General features: G+C 59.6%; 2 protein-coding genes. Both read left to right on the top strand.

The annotated features are described in order from the left end of the window. The coding region (gene xseA / locus RI563_RS08870; RefSeq protein ID WP_310694015.1) for an exodeoxyribonuclease VII large subunit at nt 1-1,101 on the top strand (1,101 nt) is incomplete at its 5' end. Continuing rightward, the gene (locus RI563_RS08865; protein ID WP_310694014.1) at nt 1,088-1,933 is read left to right on the top strand and encodes a peptidoglycan DD-metalloendopeptidase family protein; all 846 of its coding nucleotides are present in this window, start codon (nt 1,088-1,090) and stop codon (nt 1,931-1,933) included. The genes xseA and RI563_RS08865, both read left to right, overlap by 14 nt. The last annotated feature ends 249 nt before the right edge of the window (nt 1,934-2,182 follow it).

Raw genomic sequence — 2,182 nt, 5'->3', positions numbered from 1 at the left:
GCCCGGGTCAGCCTGTACGAGGCGCGCGGCGACTATCAGCTGATCGTCGAACACATGGAAGAGGCCGGCGACGGCGCGCTGCGCCGCGCTTTTGACGAGCTCAAGGTCAAACTCGAAGCCGCCGGGCTGTTTGCGGCCGAACACAAACAGCCCCTGCCCCGATTCCCGCAACGGCTGGGGGTAATCACCTCCCCCAGCGGGGCGGCCATCCGCGATATTGTCACCACCCTGCGCCGACGCTTTCCCGGTCTGCCGGTGGTGATCTACCCGGTGCCGGTCCAGGGAGAGAACGCCGCCCCGGCCATCGCCTCCGCCCTGCGCACCGCCGCCCGGCGCGCCGAGTGTGATGTCCTGATCCTGGCCCGTGGCGGTGGCTCGCTGGAGGATTTGTGGCCCTTCAACGAGGAAGCTGTGGCCCGGGCGATTTACGACTCGCCGATTCCGGTGGTGACCGGCGTCGGCCACGAGGTGGATGTCACCATTGCCGACTTTGCCGCCGATGTCCGCGCCCCGACACCCACCGCCGCGGCGGAACTGGTCAGCCCCAGTCAGTACGAGTGGCAACAGAGCTTCGCCCAGCTGGCCAATCGCCTGACCCGGCAGATGCAGCAACAACTGCGTCACCGGGAACAGCAGCTGAACTGGCTCGCCCGGCGTCTGCCCCATCCCAGGCGCTATCTGCAATCGGTCGCCCAGCGACTGGACGAGCTGGAGATCCGCCGCACTCATGCCCTGCGTTATCAGATGCAACAATCTCAGTCGCAACTCAATACCCTGCGCGAGCGGTTACAACAACACAATCCACGCCATGCCCTGCAGCGTCACGACGCCCAGTGCCGGCAACTTACCACCCGCCTGCAGCACGCCATGCACCGACAATTACAGAACGCGAACCAGAACCTGCAGTATCTGGCGCGCTCACTGGAAACCGTCAGCCCGCTTGCCACCTTGAGTCGTGGATATGCTATTGTCACTACGGAAGCCGAGGATAAAGTGATTACCGATATTAACCAGATCACGTTGCAAGGTCGGATCCGTGGCCGGCTGCACCGGGGTCGTTTTACCGCTGTTGTCGATGGGGTTGAAGATGAAAAAAGCTAGTCCGGGCCTGTTTACCCTTGTTGTTGCTGTTCTGTTTTATACCACCAGTGTTACCGCGGCCACGTTGCCCCGTCATCAGGCGATTCCCGGCGGTGTGGCGGTCATTCCATTAGGCGATCTGGAACAAACAAAACCGGCTGTCACGTATCTTGAAAAACAGGTCATGGTGCGTGCCAATAACCGCCGCTGGGAAGCCGTGGTGGGCATTCCCCTCTCCGCCAAAGCCGGTATTCATCGCATCAAAGTGGATAACCGCCAGCGTGAATTCAGCAAGGAATTTCGTGTTGTGGACAAGGACTATGAAACCACCCATATCACGATCACCAACCAGCGCATGGTCTCGCCCACCAAAAAAGACATCGAACGCCATTACCGGGAAAAGAAACAGATCGTTGCCGCCATCCACAGCTGGAGCGAACGGGAGCATGTTGACATGGCGTTCATCACCCCGGTCGAAGGCCGCTTCAGCAGCCCCTTCGGTCTCAAGCGCATATACAACAATCAGGATCGCATTCGCCGCCATACCGGCCTGGATATTGCCGCCCCGGTCGGCACGCCCATACTTGCTCCAGCCAGCGGAACAGTGATCCGCACGGGCGATTACTTTTTTACCGGGAATACCGTCTTCATCGATCACGGTCGCGGGCTGGTCACCATGTATTGCCACCTGGATAAAATCGATGTCGAGGATGGCCAGCACATCAACCAGAGCCAACAGCTGGGTGAAGTCGGCATGACCGGCCGGGTCAGCGGCCCCCACCTGCACTGGGCGGTCTTTCTCAACCAGTTCAAGGTCGATCCCAAACTCTTCATGAGCCAGCTCGATAATTAAATAAGCGTTCCGAACATCAATACCGGCAAGCGGCACAGCCGCGTCTGCTATCTGAAAGGAACGAGGGACGAGTGACGAGGATGATCCAAACTCAACCCCACCGATGGTAGGAGCGGCTGCGCCGCGACACGCCTTGTCACGCGGCACGATCTATTGCGCCAGAGGCGCTCCTGCAAACAATCTATTCAAGGTATTTTACTCGTCCCTAGCTTCTAGCACCTAATTCAAGGGTAGGCCGGACATAGCGCA

The organism is Thiohalophilus sp. (assembly GCF_031581315.1).
Classification (GTDB): Bacteria; Pseudomonadota; Gammaproteobacteria; order UBA6429; family Thiohalophilaceae; genus Thiohalophilus.
This window is presented reverse-complemented; position numbering and strand designations above follow the sequence as displayed.